The organism is Microbacterium lushaniae (assembly GCF_008727775.1).
Taxonomy (GTDB): Bacteria; Actinomycetota; Actinomycetes; order Actinomycetales; family Microbacteriaceae; genus Microbacterium; species Microbacterium lushaniae.
This window is the reverse complement of sequence record NZ_CP044232.1, coordinates 1012369-1028006: the sequence shown is the minus strand read 5'-3', so window position 1 is coordinate 1028006 and position 15638 is coordinate 1012369. Positions and strand designations below refer to the sequence as shown.

Sequence of the window (15638 nt, the reverse complement as noted above, 5' to 3'; positions counted from 1 at the left end):
GCCGTCGCACCGGACGGCGGTTCCCATCGGAAAGCGGACGCCATGCCTCGCGCGCTCATCACCGGCATCACGGGACAGGACGGCCTGTACCTCGCCGAACTGCTCATCTCGAAGGGCTACACCGTCTACGGCCTGATCCGGGGACAGAACAACCCTAAGATCGAGCTCGTGCGGCGCACTGTTCCCGACGTGCGCCTGGTCACCGGTGACCTGACCGACGTCTCGAGCCTGGTCCGGGTCTTGTCCGAGGCGCAGCCGGACGAGGTGTACAACCTCGGCGCGATCTCGTTCGTCGCGTACTCCTGGGAGAACGCGGCACTCACCACCGATGTGACGGGCAAGGGGGTGCTCAACATCCTGGAGGCCACCCGGCTGTATGCGGGTGACGATCCGGCGTCGGTGCGCTTCTACCAGGCGTCCTCCTCCGAGATGTTCGGGAAGGTCCAGGAGGTGCCCCAGCGCGAGAGCACGCTGCTGTGGCCCCGGTCGCCCTACGGCGTCGCGAAGGTCTTCGGCCATTACATGACGATCAACTACCGCGAGTCCTACGGGATGCACGCCTCCAGCGGGATCCTCTTCAACCACGAGTCCCCCCGCCGGGGCCCGGAGTTCGTCACGCGCAAGGTGACGCGTGCCGTGGCCCGCATCCGGCACGGTCTGCAGGACGCCCTGGTGATGGGGAATCTCGACGCGCAGCGGGACTGGGGGTTCGCCGGCGACTACGTGGAGGCGATGTGGCTCATGCTCCAGCAGCCGCACGGCGATGACTACGTCGTGGCGACCGGGGAGACGCATTCCATCCGGGATCTGCTAAATGCGGCCTTCGACGCCGCGGGCATCGCTGACTGGGAGCCGCACGTGCACCAGTCGCAGGAGTTCATGCGCCCGGCCGAGGTCGATCTGCTCGTCGGCGACGCGACCAAAGCGCGCGAAGTGCTCGGATGGGCGCCGAAAGTCGGCTTCCGGGAACTCGTGGCCATGATGGTCGAAGCCGACCTCCGAGACGCTGCGGCCGAGGCCCGATGAACCCCGGGGCGCGCGTCCTCGTCACCGGCGCGACCGGACAAGACGGCTCCTACCTCCTCGAGCGGCTCCTCGAGCGGGACGCATCGGTCACCGCCGTCACGCGCCCCGGCGATCAGCTGACCGCCGGGCTGCCCGCCCAGGTCCGACCCCGCACGGCCGCGCTGGACGATGCGGAGGCGCTCCGGCGGGTCGTCCACGACGCCTCCCCGGAGTACATCTTCCACCTCGGAGCGGTCTCCTCCGTCGCGGCGTCCTGGGAGCGGCCGGCCGAGACCATGGCGGTCAACACCGTCTCCACCGCAGCCCTCCTCGAGAGCATGGCGTCGACGGAGGGTGCGCGCCTGGTGCTCGCCAGCAGCTCGGAGATCTTCGGGAGCGCGGCCGATTCGCCGCAGACGGAAGCCACCGCCATCCGCCCCGTGACCCCGTACGGCGTCTCCAAGGCCGCTGCGCACCAGCTCGTCTCCCTCTGGCGCGGCCGCGGATCGTTCGCATCGACGGCCATCCTCTACAACCACGAATCACCGCGGCGCCCGGAGACCTTCGTCACCCGCAAGATCACCGCGGGAGCCGCGCGCATCGCGCGCGGCCTGCAGGACCACCTCACCCTCGGCGCGCTGGACGCACGCCGCGATTGGGGGTGGGCACCGGACTATGTCGACGCCCTCCTGGCCATCGCGGATGCGGAGGAGCCGGACGACTTCATCGTCGCGTCGGGTCGCTCGCACACGGTCGCGGAGTTCGCCGAAGCGGCGCTGCATGCGGCCGGAGTCGCCGCGACGGACGGGCTGATCGTCTCCGACCCGCGCTTCGTCCGGCCCGCCGACGTCGCCGAGATGGTCGGGGACGCGTCCCGCATCCGTTCGCGTCTGGGCTGGAGTCCGACGGTGGACTTCGACGGCCTGGTCCAGCGGATGGTGGCACACGATCTCGCACTCATCGACCAGGCCGATCCGCCCCGCTGACGCCTCAGCCCAGCGGTAGGTAGAGCACCGCCACAAGCGTCAGCACCCAAACCAGCGCCAGCACCTGGAGCAGGCGGTCGTGCAGGGCGATGTCCTCGGGCGCCTCCGCGTCACCGGCATCGATGTGCTGGCAGTAGCGGAGGATCGCGATGACGAACGGGACGAGCGTATAGGCGAGCAGCGTGTTCGTTCCGTACTGCCCGCCGGTGACCGCCCACATGCCGTAGACCAGGATCACGATCGTCGCCGCGGACTGCCAGACGAATCGCAGGTAGGTGTCGGTGTACTGCTTCAGCGACCGCCGCGACCTCGCCCCGTCATGCGCGCCGACGAGCTCAGCGTACCTCTTGCCGCCCACCATGAGCATCGAGCCGAATGCGGCGACGAGCAGGAACCAGTGCGACAGCGGCACGCCCACCGCGACGCCGCCGGCGATGGCGCGCAGCAGGAACCCGGAGGAGACGATCACGATGTCGATCACGGCGACATGCTTGAGCCACACGCAGTAGGCGACCTGCAGCACCAGGTACACGCCCACCACGAGCGCCAGCGGCCAGCCCACGAGCAGCCCTACGGCGACGCCGAGGACCATGAGGGCGATCCCCAGGGCATACGCGAGGGGCACCGGGACGACACCGGCGGCGATCGGGCGCGTCCGCTTGATGGGATGCTGGCGATCGGCATCCGCATCCAGGGCGTCGTTGAGGAGGTAGACGCCGGAAGCAGCCAGGCAGAACGCCACGAAGGCGATCGCGATGCGCCACAGCGTGTCGCCGTCCACGAGGACGCCCGCGGCCAGAGGCGCGGCGAGTACGAGCAGATTCTTCAGCCACTGCCGCGGCCTCGCCGTCCGCGCGACGCCAGCCATGACAGAGGTCACGCGTCCGGAGGGCTCGTCCGCGAGGAGATCGGGATCGGAAATGGCTGCTCCTGCAAGGTCGGTGTGCCTCAGCGTAGCGTCCAGGATGCGCCCATCCCTGTATCGTCTACGCGATGACTACCCGCGCGTCCGACCGGCAGGTTCATCTCGTCCGGCACGGCGAAGTGGACAACCCCGGGGGCGTCGTGTACGGGCGGCTGGACGGATTCCCGCTGACCGATCGGGGCCGGCGCCTCGCGGCCCTCGCCGCCGACGAGCTGGCCGGCCGGGGTCGGCCGGTCGCGGCACTGTTCACCTCTCCCCTGGTGCGGGCGAAGCAGTCTGCGGAGCCGGTCGCCCAGGCGTTCGGCGTGTCGCCCGAAGAGCGGGTGGGCCTGCTCGAGGCCGCCAGCCTGCTCGAAGGCAAGGCATACGACGTGAGCCTGAAGATCTTGACCCACCCCTCGGCGTGGCGATACCTGGTCAATCCGTTCCGGCCTTCCTGGGGTGAGCCGTTCGCCGATGTCGCCCGGCGGATGGGGGGCGAGCTGCAGAACGCGTTCGCCGTTCTGGGGGAAGGCGACGTCGTGATGGTCTCGCATCAATTGCCGATCTGGATCACCCACCGCGTGGCCACGGGACGACGTCTCGCGCACGACCCCCGTCGCCGGCGGTGCGCCCTTTCCAGCATCACCTCGTTCCAGATGCGGGACGATCGCCTCACCGAGGTCGGTTACTGGTGCCCTCCCCCTGCGTGAGACGATGATGCGGTGAAGGGCATCATTCTTGCGGGCGGTTCGGGTACTCGGTTGCATCCGATCACGCTGGGCGTTTCGAAGCAGCTGATCCCGGTGTACGACAAGCCGATGGTGTACTACCCGCTGTCGACCCTGATGCTCGCCGGCATCCGCGACATCCTCGTGATCACGACTCCGCATGATGCACCGTTCTTCGAGCGCCTGTTGGGCGACGGGTCGCAGTTCGGTGTGAACCTCAGCTTCGCGCAGCAGCCGTCGCCGGACGGCCTCGCGCAGGCGTTCACGATCGGCGCGGACTTCATCGGGGACGACAAGGTCGCCCTCGTCCTGGGCGACAACCTGCTGTACGGGCCGGGTCTGGGCACTCAGCTGGCGCGCTACACCGACGTCGAGGGGGGTGCGGTCTTCGCGTACTGGGTGGCCGAGCCCTCCGCGTACGGCGTCGTGGAGTTCGATCAGGACGGCCGGGCGATCTCGCTGGAGGAGAAGCCCGCGCAGCCGAAGTCCAACTATGCCGTTCCGGGGCTGTACTTCTACGACAACGACGTCGTCGAGATCGCGCGGGGGCTGGCCCCGTCCGCGCGCGGGGAGTACGAGATCACCGACGTCAACCGCACGTACCTGGAGGCGGGAAGGCTGCAGGTCGAGGTGCTCCCCCGCGGGACGGCGTGGCTGGACACCGGGACGTTCGACCAGATGACGGACGCCGCGGACTACGTCCGGACGATGGAGCGGCGCACCGGGATGCGGATCGGGGTTCCCGAGGAGGTCGCCTGGCGTCAGGGGTTCCTCGCCGACGACCAGTTGCGTGAGCGCGGTCAGAAGCTGGTGAAGTCGGGGTACGGCACGTACCTGCTGGAGATCTTGGAGAGGGGCCGCTGATGGGGCGTCGTCTGCTCGTGACCGGTGGGGCCGGGTTCATCGGCTCCAACTTCGTCCACCACGTCGTCGAGCACACCGATGACGAGGTCATCGTGCTGGACAAGCTCACCTACGCCGGCAACCGCGCATCGCTGGCCGGGCTGCCCGAGCAGCGGGTCGAGCTGGTGGTCGGCGACATCGCCGACGCCGCGCTCGTGGACGACCTGTTCGGGCGGGTGGATGCGGTGGTGCACTACGCCGCCGAATCCCACAACGACAACTCGCTGAACGACCCGCGGCCGTTCCTGGACACCAACATCGTCGGCACCTACACGCTGCTGGAAGCCGCCCGCCGGCACGGCACCCGGTTCCACCACATCTCCACCGACGAGGTCTACGGCGACCTGGAGCTGGACGACCCCGCACGGTTCACCGAGTCCACCCCGTACAACCCCTCATCGCCGTACTCGTCGACCAAGGCCGGCTCCGACCTGCTCGTGCGGGCGTGGGTGCGCTCGTTCGGTGTGCAGGCGACGATCAGCAACTGCTCCAACAACTACGGGCCGTACCAGCACGTCGAGAAGTTCATCCCCCGCCAAATCACCAACGTCATCCGCGACATCCGCCCCAAGCTCTACGGAAAGGGCGAGAACGTCCGCGACTGGATCCACGCCGACGACCACTCCTCCGCCGTCCTCACGATCCTCGACAAGGGCGAGATCGGACAGACCTACCTCATCGGCGCCGACGGCGAGAAGGACAACAAGACCGTCGTCGAGCTCATCCTCACCCTCATGGGACAGCCCGCCGACGCGTACGACCACGTCACCGACCGCGCCGGCCACGACCTGCGCTACGCGATCGACTCCACCAAGCTGCGCACCGAACTCGGATGGCAGCCGCACTACCGCGACTTCGAAGCCGGCCTCGCCGCCACGATCGACTGGTACCGCGCACATGAGGACTGGTGGGCTCCCGCCAAGGACGGCGTCGAAGCCTTCTACGCCACCAAGGGCCAGTGACCGTGGGGATCGAGTTCGGCAAATCCCTCACCGCCACCACCACCCCGATCCCCGGCCTGGTCGTCTACGATCTGCCCGTCCACGGCGACGCGCGCGGGTGGTTCAAGGAGAACTGGCAGCGCGAGAAGATGCTCGCCGCCGGGTTGCCGGACTTCGGGCCGGTGCAGAACAACATCTCCTTCAACGACGAGGTGGGCACCACGCGCGGCATCCACGCGGAGCCGTGGGACAAATACGTCTCCGTCGCGACGGGCCGCATCTTCGGCGCCTGGGTGGATCTGCGTGAGGGCCCGACCTTCGGAGCGGTGTTCACGACCGAGCTGGATCCGTCCCGGGCGATCTTCGTCCCCCGCGGCGTCGGCAACTCCTACCAGACGCTGGAGCCGGACACCGCGTACACGTATCTCGTGAACGACCACTGGTCGCCCACCGCCGAATACACATTCCTCAACCTCGCCGACGAGACGGCAGCCATCCAGTGGCCCATCCCGCTGGATCAGGTGCAGATCAGCGACAAGGACAAGAACCACCCGCGTCTCGCCGACGTCACGCCCATGGCGCCCGCGCGGATGCTGATCACCGGCGCCAACGGGCAACTCGGGCGCGCGCTGCGGGCGGAGTTCGGGGACCACCCGCACATCGAGTACGCCACGCGCGAAGACCTCGACCTGACCGCCGCCGACCTGGACGCCGCGCGACGTTGGCGCGACTACTCCACGATCATCAACGCCGCCGCGTACACCGCCGTCGACAAGGCGGAGACCCCCGAGGGCCGCTCCGAGGCGTGGGCTGCGAACGTCACAGCCGTGGCCAATCTCGCTCGGATCGCCACGGCCAACGGGATCACCCTCGTCCACGTCTCCAGCGACTACGTCTTCGACGGCACGAAGGAGACCCCCTACACCGAGGACGACACGGTGTCGCCGCTCGGTGTGTACGGGCAGACCAAGGCGGCCGGCGACGCGATCGTCTCCACCGTGCCCCGCCACTTCATCCTCCGCACCAGCTGGGTGATCGGCGAGGGAGGCAACTTCGTGCGGACGATGGCGGCCCTGGCCGAGAAGGGCGTCGACCCCCGTGTTGTCGACGACCAGATCGGGCGCCTGACGTTCACCGACGATCTGGCCCGCGGCATCCTCCACCTCCTCACCACGCGACCGGCGTACGGCACCTACAGCCTGACCGCATCCGGCGATCCGGAGTCGTGGGCCGCGATCGCGCGCCGCGTCTTCGCGCTCACCGGACACGACCCCCAGCGTGTGACCGGCGTCTCCACGGAGGAGTACTTCGCAAATGCCGCTGCCCCCGTCGCCCCACGTCCGCGCAACAGCGTGCTCGACCTGAGCCGGATCGAGGCGACGGGATTCCGTCCCTCGGCCGGCGCGATGGCCCTGGCCGCCTACCTCGCGCGGTAGGTCAGCCGACGCCCACGACGACGCGCGGCGTGCCCGCCCACGCGGCGGCGTCCGTTGCGTTGCGTCCGTCGACCAGGAGCCGGATGCCGGGGAGATCGGCGGCCGACAGCGTGCGGTACTGCGCATGGTCGGTCTGGAGGATGGCGAGATCGGCGGACTCGCCCACGCGATAGGGCTCCAGGCCCATCGCGCGGAGTTCGTCGTCGCTGTAGAGCGGGTCGTGGACGCGGACCTGAGCGCCGCGCTGGGCGAGCGCCTGCACCGTCGGGAAGACGCCGGAGAAGGCGGTCTCCTTCACGCCGCCCCGGTACGCCGCCCCCAGCACCACCGCCGTGAGGCCGTCGAGCGAGCCGAGCAGGTCGGCGGCCTGGGAGACCAGCCGCTCGGGCATCGAGGCGTTCAGGAGCCGAGCCGTGCGCACGATGTCGGCTCCGGGGTCGGTCGCGAGGTACAGGCGCGGATAGACGGGGATGCAGTGCCCGCCCACGGCGATCCCCGGGCGGTGGATGTGGCTGTAGGGCTGGGAATTGCACGCTTCGATGACCTGGTAGACGTCGATGCCGTGCTCCGCCGCGAAGAGGCCGAACTGGTTGGCGAGCCCGATGTTGACGTCACGGTACGTGGTCTCGGCGAGCTTGGCCATCTCGGCTGCTTCCGCACTGCCCAGATCCCACACCCCGTTCGGGCGGGGCAGGTCGACTCGCTCGTCGAACTGGAGGACGGCCTCGTAGAACTCCCGTGCGCGCTGCGCACCGGCATCCGAGAGGCCGCCGATGAGCTTGGGGTACTTCCGCAGATCCGCGAACACGCGACCCGTCAGCACACGCTCGGGCGAGAACACGAGATGGAAGTCGGTGCCCTCGGTGAGCCCGGAACCCTCTTCGAGCATCGGCTTCCAGCGGTTGCGCGTCGTGCCCACCGGGAGGGTCGTCTCATACGAGACCAGGGTTCCCGGGGTGAGGTGCTGCGCCAGCGAACGCGTGGCAGCATCCATCCACGCGAAATCCGGCTCCCACGTCGCGTCGTCCACGAACAGCGGCACCACGAGCACGACGGCGTCGGCACCGGGGATCGCGTCGGCGTAGTCCGTCGTCGCCTGCAGGCGACCGGCGGGGACGAGCTCGGTCAGCTTCTCCTGGAGGTGCGCCTCTCCGGGGAACGGCTCGCGCGCGGCGTTGATCTCCGCGACGGTGGTCACGTTCACGTCCACGCCGATGACCTCATGGCCGGAATCAGCGAACTGGACGGCGAGCGGGAGCCCGATCTTTCCGAGGGCCACGACGGCGATGCGCATGGGTCCAGTTTAGGCGTGCGGCGTGGGTCGCTCCGCGGTGCGGCGGCGACACCAACCCGACACCTGGGGTCCGATCGTCCCAACCGGTAGCGTGTGAACGCAACCGCCCGCGACGTCGAAGGAGTCGTCATGCGTCTCGTCCCGCTACGCACCGCCGCCGCCGCAACGGCGCTGACCCTCGCCCTGGGTCTCCTCAGCGTGCCGCCCGCGTCCTCGGCTCAGCAGCCGATCGGAGAGACCGCCACTGCGAGCGCGGCGGTAACCCGCGTTGCCGGGCAGAGCAGGTACGAGACGGCCGTGGAGCTCAGCAAGCGCTTGGCGCCGGGCCAGAACGCCGTCTTCGTCGCCACTGGGGCAGACTTCCCCGACGCGCTCAGCGCGGCCGCCGCGACGGGCAGCATCGGCGGACCGGTGCTGTTGACGCCATCCACATGGATACAAGAGACGGTGATGACGGAGATCCGGCGTCTCGCGCCGGACACCATCTACGTTCTAGGTGGTCCGACGGTGGTGTCGGAGAGCGTCAGAGCAAAGCTCGCGACCATCGCTCCAGTTGAACGCATCCACGGAATCAACAGGTACGAGACGTCACGCAAGATCGTTAGCCGCTTCTTCACCTCCAGCACCGAGATGATTCTGGCCACGGGTCGCGGGTACGCCGACGCCCTGGCAGCGGGCGCTGCGGCCGGCGCGCGGAAGATCCCCGCCCTGCTCGTGGACGGAGACAAGGCCACGCTCGACACCGACACCACGGGGCTCATCCAGAGCAGCGGGGCGCGGACGATCTGGCTCGCCGGCGGCCACGGTGCAGTGAGCATCGGTATCGAGCAACAGTTGCGTACCGCGGGGCTCTCGGTTCGCCGCTACGGAGGCGCGACGCGCTACGACACCGCCGCGGCCATAACAGCGGCGCTCCGAGCGAACGAACCCACGACGATCTTCGTCACCACCGGGCAGGACTTCCCCGACGCGCTCGCTGCAGCGGCGGTGGCGGCCCAGACCGGTGCTGCCCTGTACCTGTCCCGCGCCACCTGCGTGCCACTCGCCCCGCGGACCGCCATCGCCGCGGCCAGCACCGTGCCACGTGTCGTCGTCGGTGGCACCGCGGTCGTCTCCGACGCCGCGGCGCGCAACACCGGCTGCGGTGACTCCGCTCCCCCGGCCCCCTCGTGGGCGACGACCCACTGGGCGTTCTCGACGACCACCGACGCGCCCTACCTGGACCGCCCGCCCGTCAACGTCCACGACCCCGGCATCGTGCTGGATGCAACCGGGCTGCGGGTGATGAACTTCGGGCCAGGCGGTTCGCGTGCAGACCATCCGGTCGCGTACGCGCAGTATGGATTGTCGGCGTTGATCGAATACCAGAACACCGGCGGCACGGTGTGGCTGGACAGGGCGCTCCGGCACGCGCAGCGCCTCGTGGAGATCCACACCGATCGCGGCGACGCGTGGCACTTCCCGTATCTTTTCGACTGGCGCAATGCGAATGGGCAGACTTTGAAGGCGCCCTGGTGGTCGGCAATGGGGCAGGGGGAAGCGCTGAGCCTGTTCGTCCGGCTCTTCGAAGAGACCGGGGACACTGGCTGGCGCACCGCCGCCGACCACACGTGGGCTGGGCTGCAACAGCCTCAGTCCGTTGCTGAGCCCTGGACGACGGTCACCGACCAGAACCTGCTCTGGTTCGAGGAGTACGCAGGCAATCTGCCACCGCTCCGGGTGCTCAACGGCCACATCTTCGCGCTGTTCGGCGTCTACGACTACTGGAAGCTGACCGCAGACAGTACAGCCCGTCGCTACCTCGACGGCGCGGCGACCTCCGTGCTCACGGTCATGCCGAAGATCCGCATTCCCGGTCAGGTGTCCTATTACTGCTGGGCTCCGCAGTGCGGCTCAAGTGCGTGGCAGAACTGGCGCTACCACCTCATCCACTCCTGGCAATTGGACACCCTCGCGCGACTGACCGGCGACGCCCGGTTCACGGACTGGGCCAACCTTCTGCGCCGCGATTGGAGCCAGAGCGCACGCATGGCGGACCCGTTCTTCGAGCCGGATCCCCTCACCTTCGTCGCCGAGTGATCCGTCGCGCTGGGCTCGTCACCTGGCGCGGCGGAGGAGTTCGGCCACGACGCGCTCCGCTGCGCGTCCGTCGCCGTATGGTGCGGCGTCGGTGTCCGCCGGACGGGGGCGCCGCGCGCCGGCAGCGACCTGCTGGGCGGTGCCGGCGAGCACGTTCCAGCCGAGGTCCACCGTCTCGACCCACTCCGTCTCGGTGCGCACGGTCGTACACGGCACACGCAGGAGGAACGCCTCCTTCTGCAGACCACCGGAGTCCGTGACGATGCCCGCGCTGTGCAGCACGGACGCGATGAGGTCGGGGTAGGCCAGCGGCGCGTGCGCGAGCAGCGACCCCTGGGTGAGCTGGATGCCGTGGGCCGCGGCCTTCGCGACCACGCGCGGGTGGGCGAGAAGGACGACTGGCTTGTCGAGTCCCGCCAGTGCGGACGCCACTTCGGCAAGGCGAACCGGGTCGTCCGTGTTCTCGGCACGGTGGATCGTCGCGACGTAGTAGGCCCCCGCAGACAACCCCAGTTCGGCGGCGAGGGGCGAGGGACGGCCGGCGACCTGATCACGCACCTTGAAGAGCACGTCGGTCATCACGTCGCCGACGAGCACCGTCCGCGGGCCCAGGCCCTCGGACGCGAGATGATCGACGGCGACCTGGGTGGGGGCGAGGAGCAGGTCAGCCGCGTGGTCCGTCATCACACGGTTGTGTTCCTCCGGCATCCGCCTGTTGAAACTGCGCAGCCCCGCTTCCAGATGCGCGACCGGCAGGTGCATCTTGACGGCGGAGAGGGCCGCCGCAACGGTCGAGTTCGTGTCGCCGTACACGAGGACCCAGTCCGGCTGCTGGGCGTCGAAGACAGCGTCGAGGGCGGCGAGCATCGCGCCGGTCTGCACACCGTGCGAACCACTGCCCACCCCGAGGTGGACGTCTGCCGCACCGATGCCGAGATCCTCGAAGAAGACGTCCGACAGCATCGGATCGTAGTGCTGGCCCGTGTGCACGATGACGTGGTCGACACCTGAAGCCTGCGCAGCGTGGTGGATGGGGGCGAGTTTGACGAACTGCGGGCGCGCGCCCACGACGCTGACGATCTTCACGGGCAACAAGTCTAGGGGCGCGTCTGCCCCTGCTCCGGCAACGAGTACTCTGCCAGGTCCGCCCCATAGAGTTGGCGGGTGCGTGTGCTCATGGTGACCTGCTGGTACCCCTCGGCCCACGTCCCCTTCGCCGGATCGTTTGTCCGCCGAGACGCCCTGCTGATCAGTCGTCGCCACGACGTTCATGTTCTTCACCTGGTACACGGGGACGACGGCGGGCCGGATCCGGCGAACGCCGCGGACGCTCTCCGAGTCACCCGCGTGCCGATGCCGACCACACCTCCAATCGGCCCTTTCCTAGCCGCGGGAGCGGTCGGTGCGGCGCTGCACGGCGTTGACCTGGTCCACACACAGGCCTTCCCCGCGCTCTACCCGTTCGCCCTGCGCCGCCCGCGCCTCCCGTGGGTGCACAGTGAGCACTGGTCAGGTATCGGCGACACCGGAGGGCTGCCGTGGCGTGGCCGTCTAGCCGTTGGCGCTACCGGCCGTATGCTCGATCGTCCCGACGTCGTGACGGCCGTGAGCGAGCACCTCGCGGAGCGCGTCCGCCACTTCCGCCGCGGCCCGGTGCACGTGGTGCCGTCGGTGGTCGAACCCACGACACTGACGCCGCGACCTTCGGGCCGGGTGATCGAACTGGTGGCCGTCGGCGGCCTGGGAGCGGGCAAGGATCCGGCACTGGCGCGTGACACCGTGCGTACCCTCCACCAACGAGGCTTCCAGGCTCGCCTGACCTGGGTAGGGGATGGCCCGCTGCGCGCCGAGCTTGAGGCGACCGCCCAGCCCGACGATCAGGTTCGATTCGTCGGATCGAGGGATGCCTCAGGCGTAGCCGATTCCCTGGATGCGGCAGACGTTTTCCTTCTGCCCACGCGCGGCGAGACCCTGTGCCTGTCGGCGCTGGAAGCGATCACGCACGGACGGCCGGTCGTGCTCGGCGCCAGAGGCGGCCAACGAGAATACATCACGCGTGAGAACGGCCGACTCGTCGCCGCACGGTCGCCTGAAGCATATGCCGACGCCGTGCTCGAGGTGTGGGACCAGCGGAACGAGATCGCACCGTCGCGGGTGGCTGCGACGATCGGTGACCGTTTCACACCCGATCGCGTGCTTGAAGCGTACGACCGAGCGTACCGATACGCCACCGGGGTGGCGCGCCCATGACGACTCCTCTCATCAGCTCTTCTCCGGCCTCGCGCAGGCGCCCGCCTGCGCCTTCAGGCAGGTTCCCGTCAGTGCTCCGCTCACCGGCACGCGCCGCGACACGTCCCGCTATGTGCACGCAGGACGCAGCGCCTCGATCCGTGGCGTGAGCTGAGCGCTCCGCGAGTATCGCGACGCGGCCTCCTGCGCTGCGGTCCGCTCCTGCGGCGTCTGATCCAGCGCACGGCGCGCGGTCTCCTCCAGTGCATCGGCGATGGCCTCGGGCGTCACCTCTGCAACTGGCACATGGACCGGTGAGCCCTGGAGCACATCCGTCGCAGCGTTGCCAGGGTCATGTATCGCGGCCACCGGCATTCCGGTCGCGGCGTATTCGTAGACCTTCCCGCTCGTGACGTATCGGCCTGTGCCGAGCGCTAACACGAGTGCGTCGAAGCCGGCGTAGGCGTCGGCGATGTCGGCTTTGCTCACCGGGCCCTCGTAGCGGATGCCGAGGTCGCGTCCCCGCTCGAGGGCAGCCTGGAGCTGCTCGCTGACAGTGCCGAAGTGGCCGAGGTAGCCGCGCAGCGACAGTCGCGCGCTCGAGATCGCGCCGCCGCGGGCCCGAGCGATGGCCCACCCCTCCACGAGCTCACGGAATGGAACCTTGTCCGTGATCGTGCCGATGTACCCGAACACCAGGCCCTGCTCCCGGCCGGCGCGCACCGGGACCGTCAGCGGAGAGCCGTACTCCTCGAACCCGTTGGCGACGACGCGCATTCGACTTGCGGACTCCGGATGCTGCCGCCCGTGCCATTGCCTGATCGCGTCGTTGACGAACCACACCTCTCGGGCATTCGCCATGAGCTTCGCCTCCCAGCGATTCACCACGGGCAGTGCGGTGATGAGCTTGCGCCCCGTGAATACATCGAGCTGCCAGGCATCGCGATAGTCCATGACGTAGGGCACGCCGAATCGGCGGTGCAGGTGCCAACCCGGGATGAAGTCGACATGCGGGTTCGCGGTCCCGATCGCGAGGTCGACCCGCTGCGCGGCATGGATCCGCTCCGCGGCGCCCTCGAGCGACGGCCGCCAGCGACCGTAGTTCGGCTCCGGGAAGTGCCGGAAGTCCTTGCGTATGTCGGCGAGTTTGAACAGCTCGGGGTGACGCGCCCGCGCGCGGGGCCACCGGGCGATGTCGTTCTCGAACGCGGGCACGTGCGGCTCGTCTCGCACCACCCGCACCTCGGCTCGGATCTGCTCCTCAAGGCGGAAGTCCGCACCGGTGGAATCGACGAAGATGGTTCGCGGGACGGTCAGCACGGTGACATCCCACCCCGCGTCGGCGAAGGCGTTCACCGTCGCCAGCGCTCGGTAGACGCCGCCCGCACGGCTCGGCGGGAAACTCCAGGCCGTATAGAGCAGGTGCGGCTTGCGGGCCGTCATCGCGCGAGCCGCTCGACCGCCGCGCGCGCAGCCGGGTAACCATAGACGGTGGGCAGATCGCGACCCGCCTGGCGTGCGGCTCGCGCCCACCGCCACGCCGCGTATGCGGCGTCGCGCTCCGCCGCCACCAGGACGTCGGCGGTGCGGATAGCTGCGCGGGCGGACGGCACGGAGCGTGTCGCCCGCCAGAACGTCGCACCGCCATCGAGCGGCGTCAGCCGGATCAGGATGCGCCCGGGCATCGACCGGGACGCGAGCGATTGCAGACGCGCCGCGAGCCCGCCATGAAGCGGCAGCAGGATCGTCTCGGCCTGGGATCCGGCCGACTGCTCCCCCGCAATTAGGGTCACCCGCGCGCCGTCGGGGAGTCCGGGCAGCGACCCTTCGTCGAAGCCCGCAGAAGGGGCGAGGACCACGATGTGCATCAGGTCTTCCTCTCATTTACGAGCGCCGTGGCATCGGCCACACCACTTGCCAACTGTTTGCCGCGTTCCCACTGCGCGCCCCAGGCGATCGCCGCCGCACGGTCCTCGGGGGTCTGTGCCAGGGCGCGCCGCCCGACTTCCGACAGGGCCTCCGCCACATCCTCAGCCGATAGCGATGCTGACGGGGTCCAGACAGGGGATGAGCTCATGATGCTCGTCGCGGCGCTCTCGCGATCGTGCACGGAGACGACCGGCAACCCGGTCGCGGCGAATTCGAAGACCTTGCCACTGGTCACGCCCGGCCCACTCGCCAGGGCGAGCACGAGCGCGTCAAACTGCGCGTACACATCGGCGAGATCAGCCTTGGCGACCGGACCTTCGTAGCTCACGCCCTGTGCGGCCGCGGCATCCAGCAGACTCTGCAGTTCCTCGCTTGCGACACCGGTGCGCCCGAGGTGTCCGCGAAGCACGAGGCGCGACCGCGAGATGAGAGGATCCCGCTCCCGTGCCAGCGCCCATCCGGCGAAGAGCGCTTCAGCGGGAAATTGTCCGAAGTTGATGGTGCCGACGTAGCCGAACGTCAGTGCGTCCGTCGGCGGGCGGAACGGCACCGCCGGGGTTCGACCGGCGGTCACATCGAAGCCGTTGGCCACGACGCGCATCCGGTCCGCATGCTCGGGGTGGCGCTCGGCATGCCAGCGGCGGATCGGCTCGTTGACGAACCAGATGCGGTCCGCTTCAGCCATGAGTTCACGCTCCCAGCGGCGCTCGGCCGGCGTCGCGGACACACGATCCCCGCCGGAGAAGACGTCGATGTTCCAGGCGTCGCGATAGTCCATGATCGCGGGCACCCCGTGGCGGCGCTTGAGGTGGCTCGCCGGGATGAAGTCCACATGCGGGTTGGCCGTCCCGATGGCGAGGTCGACACGGCGCGCAGAGTGTACGCGCTCGGCGGCGCGCTCCAGTTCCCGTCTCCACAGCCCGAACCCCGGCTCCGGGAAGACGCGGCGCTCACGCGCCAGCCGCAGGCTGTTCCACAGTTCCGGGTGACGTGCCCGCAATGGCGACCAGGCTGCCACGTCGTTGTCGTACGCTTGCGCCGAGAACGGCACACGCTCGACCCTGACACCCTCATCCACTGCCGCGAGGAGCGAGCCGTCGACCATCGCATTGTCGGTGAACGTTCGCTCCGGAGCAGCGAGCACGGTCACCTCCCAGCCTTCAGCAGCGAAGGCGTTCGCGATGCCGGCGGCGCGGTGCAC

At 69.1% G+C, this 15638-nt stretch carries 14 protein-coding genes; 8 read left to right on the top strand and 6 right to left on the bottom strand.

The features are described from left to right. The first annotated feature begins 42 nt into the window (after window positions 1–42). A complete protein-coding gene (locus tag F6J85_RS04700) occupies window positions 43–1026 on the top strand; it encodes a GDP-mannose 4,6-dehydratase (RefSeq protein WP_150924044.1) in 984 nt (327 codons plus the stop codon). Further along, window positions 1023–1991 carry a GDP-mannose 4,6-dehydratase gene (locus tag F6J85_RS04695; protein ID WP_150924043.1) on the top strand — a complete coding sequence of 323 codons (969 nt, stop codon included), beginning with the start codon at window positions 1023–1025 and terminating at the stop codon, window positions 1989–1991. Before F6J85_RS04700 ends, F6J85_RS04695 begins: the two co-directional genes overlap by 4 nt. 4 nt (window positions 1992–1995) lie before the next feature. On the opposite strand, the gene F6J85_RS04690 is transcribed toward F6J85_RS04695, so the two are convergent. Next, window positions 1996–2859: a decaprenyl-phosphate phosphoribosyltransferase gene (locus F6J85_RS04690; protein ID WP_150924042.1), complete on the bottom strand. Its 864-nt coding sequence runs from the start codon at window positions 2857–2859 to the stop codon at window positions 1996–1998. A gap of 125 nt (window positions 2860–2984) precedes the next feature. On the opposite strand from F6J85_RS04690, the gene F6J85_RS04685 reads away from it, so the two are divergent. Genes F6J85_RS04685 through rfbD form a run of 4 tightly spaced genes read left to right on the top strand, consistent with a single transcriptional unit; the run spans window position 2985 to window position 6906 of the window. Continuing rightward, entirely contained in the window at window positions 2985–3608 is a 624-nt protein-coding gene (locus F6J85_RS04685; RefSeq protein WP_150924041.1) for a histidine phosphatase family protein, read from the top strand. Window positions 3609–3620: 12 nt separating this feature from the next. Further along, complete coding sequence (gene rfbA / locus F6J85_RS04680) at window positions 3621–4490, top strand: glucose-1-phosphate thymidylyltransferase RfbA (protein ID WP_150924040.1); 870 nt, start codon at window positions 3621–3623, stop codon at window positions 4488–4490. Next, entirely contained in the window at window positions 4490–5491 is a 1002-nt protein-coding gene (rfbB, locus tag F6J85_RS04675; RefSeq protein ID WP_150924039.1) for a dTDP-glucose 4,6-dehydratase, read from the top strand. The genes rfbA and rfbB overlap by 1 nt, the downstream gene beginning before the upstream one ends. A 2-nt stretch (window positions 5492–5493) precedes the next feature. After that, on the top strand, window positions 5494–6906 hold the full coding sequence (rfbD, locus tag F6J85_RS04670; protein ID WP_191906797.1) for a dTDP-4-dehydrorhamnose reductase: 1413 nt from the start codon (window positions 5494–5496) through the stop codon (window positions 6904–6906). A 1-nt stretch (window position 6907) separates the two neighbouring features. Here rfbD and F6J85_RS04665 read toward each other — a convergent pair whose 3' ends face one another. Then, on the bottom strand, window positions 6908–8200 hold the full coding sequence (locus tag F6J85_RS04665; protein WP_150924037.1) for a nucleotide sugar dehydrogenase: 1293 nt from the start codon (window positions 8198–8200) through the stop codon (window positions 6908–6910). Window positions 8201–8329: 129 nt separating this feature from the next. Between F6J85_RS04665 and F6J85_RS04660 the strand changes: the two genes are divergently transcribed. Continuing rightward, a complete protein-coding gene (locus F6J85_RS04660; protein WP_150924036.1) occupies window positions 8330–10279 on the top strand; it encodes a cell wall-binding repeat-containing protein in 1950 nt (649 codons plus the stop codon). An 18-nt stretch (window positions 10280–10297) separates the two neighbouring features. Here F6J85_RS04660 and wecB read toward each other — a convergent pair whose 3' ends face one another. Continuing rightward, window positions 10298–11365 carry a non-hydrolyzing UDP-N-acetylglucosamine 2-epimerase gene (wecB, locus tag F6J85_RS04655; protein ID WP_150924035.1) on the bottom strand — a complete coding sequence of 356 codons (1068 nt, stop codon included), beginning with the start codon at window positions 11363–11365 and terminating at the stop codon, window positions 10298–10300. A gap of 78 nt (window positions 11366–11443) precedes the next feature. Between wecB and F6J85_RS04650 the strand changes: the two genes are divergently transcribed. Continuing rightward, the gene (locus F6J85_RS04650) at window positions 11444–12529 is read left to right on the top strand and encodes a glycosyltransferase family 4 protein (protein WP_150924034.1); all 1086 of its coding nucleotides are present in this window, start codon (window positions 11444–11446) and stop codon (window positions 12527–12529) included. A gap of 108 nt (window positions 12530–12637) precedes the next feature. Here the strand turns inward: F6J85_RS04650 and F6J85_RS04645 are convergent, their stop codons facing one another. Genes F6J85_RS04645 through F6J85_RS04635 form a run of 3 tightly spaced genes read right to left on the bottom strand, consistent with a single transcriptional unit; the run spans window position 12638 to window position 15638 of the window. Further along, complete coding sequence (locus tag F6J85_RS04645; RefSeq protein ID WP_150924033.1) at window positions 12638–13951, bottom strand: glycosyltransferase; 1314 nt, start codon at window positions 13949–13951, stop codon at window positions 12638–12640. Then, window positions 13948–14376 (bottom strand): hypothetical protein, encoded by a 429-nt coding sequence (locus tag F6J85_RS04640; RefSeq protein ID WP_150924032.1) that lies wholly within the window; start codon window positions 14374–14376, stop codon window positions 13948–13950. Before F6J85_RS04640 ends, F6J85_RS04645 begins: the two co-directional genes overlap by 4 nt. Next, window positions 14376–15638 carry a glycosyltransferase gene (locus tag F6J85_RS04635; RefSeq protein WP_191906755.1) on the bottom strand — a complete coding sequence of 421 codons (1263 nt, stop codon included), beginning with the start codon at window positions 15636–15638 and terminating at the stop codon, window positions 14376–14378. Before F6J85_RS04635 ends, F6J85_RS04640 begins: the two co-directional genes overlap by 1 nt.

Bases quoted from the DNA above. Each gene is read 5' to 3' on its own strand.
- F6J85_RS04700 (WP_150924044.1), top strand. From the start codon at position 43: ATGCCTCGCGCGCTCATCACCGGCATCACGGGACAGGACGGCCTGTAC.
- F6J85_RS04695 (WP_150924043.1), top strand. From the start codon at position 1,023: ATGAACCCCGGGGCGCGCGTCCTCGTCACCGGCGCGACCGGACAAGAC.
- F6J85_RS04690 (WP_150924042.1), bottom strand. From the start codon at position 2,859: ATGGCTGGCGTCGCGCGGACGGCGAGGCCGCGGCAGTGGCTGAAGAAT.
- F6J85_RS04685 (WP_150924041.1), top strand. From the start codon at position 2,985: ATGACTACCCGCGCGTCCGACCGGCAGGTTCATCTCGTCCGGCACGGC.
- rfbB (WP_150924039.1), top strand. From the start codon at position 4,490: ATGGGGCGTCGTCTGCTCGTGACCGGTGGGGCCGGGTTCATCGGCTCC.
- F6J85_RS04665 (WP_150924037.1), bottom strand. From the start codon at position 8,200: ATGCGCATCGCCGTCGTGGCCCTCGGAAAGATCGGGCTCCCGCTCGCC.
- F6J85_RS04660 (WP_150924036.1), top strand. From the start codon at position 8,330: ATGCGTCTCGTCCCGCTACGCACCGCCGCCGCCGCAACGGCGCTGACC.
- F6J85_RS04645 (WP_150924033.1), bottom strand. From the start codon at position 13,951: ATGACGGCCCGCAAGCCGCACCTGCTCTATACGGCCTGGAGTTTCCCG.
- F6J85_RS04640 (WP_150924032.1), bottom strand. From the start codon at position 14,376: ATGCACATCGTGGTCCTCGCCCCTTCTGCGGGCTTCGACGAAGGGTCG.